This is a genomic window from Bifidobacterium sp. UBA6881 (assembly GCA_002451435.1).
Taxonomy (GTDB): domain Bacteria; phylum Actinomycetota; class Actinomycetes; order Actinomycetales; family Bifidobacteriaceae; genus Bifidobacterium.
This window is the reverse complement of sequence record DKCF01000072.1, coordinates 3,923-4,621: the sequence shown is the minus strand read 5'-3', so window position 1 is coordinate 4,621 and position 699 is coordinate 3,923. Positions and strand designations below refer to the sequence as shown.

Below are 699 nucleotides of genomic sequence, written 5' to 3'. Positions count from 1 at the left end.
GGATACCGCGGATACCACTATCGAGGAATAGCCAAGCCATATGAATCCGGCTTCATTGATATGAAAAACCGCTTCAGAATCGTCGCTCAGATTCTGAAGCGGGCATGTTCTCAGAGGAAATCGCGATTTTTATTCAGCGTTTTCCTTTTGACTTCATTTTCCGACGCTACCGTCCTTCTTGCCATCGTTCTTCGGCATGACCCAGAACTTGAGCAACGGATAGCTCACCACCACGGCCAGCAATGTGTTGACCACGGATGCGATGGTGCCCGCGATGCCGGCGTTCATGCCCCACCCCTGGCACAGACCGGTCACGTAGCCCGGCAGCACAAGGTTCACCACCACGATGATCACGGCGAGGATCACATACTTCCACGCGGCGTCCTTGAAGCTGGAATCGGACTTGAACACCCACTTCATCTGCACGAAGAAGTTCACCACCTGCGCGAGCACTTCGGCCAGCAGGAAGGTGAGGAATCCACCCAAGCCATTGCCTTTGGTGTCGTAATTGAAAATCAGGAAGTGGAACGGCTGCGTAAGGCCCATGCCGGCGATGAAGATCGCGGTGCCGATCCACGTCACCACGAAGCGGGTGATGGTGGAGATGTTCGACAGCACGTTGAACAGGATGAACTCCCAGATGTTGGGATGGTCCTCGATCCATTGACGGATCGGCCCAATCCTCTTCTCAGCGGCACC

Annotated in this window: 1 protein-coding gene; it reads right to left on the bottom strand. The window is 54.9% G+C overall.

Annotation, left to right across the window (positions count from 1 at the left end):
• Nucleotides 1-153 precede the first annotated feature (153 nt).
• Nucleotides 154-681: a GtrA family protein gene (locus B3C64_RS05530; RefSeq protein WP_414632169.1), complete on the bottom strand. Its 528-nt coding sequence runs from the start codon at nt 679-681 to the stop codon at nt 154-156.
• Between the last annotated feature and the right edge of the window lie 18 nt (nt 682-699).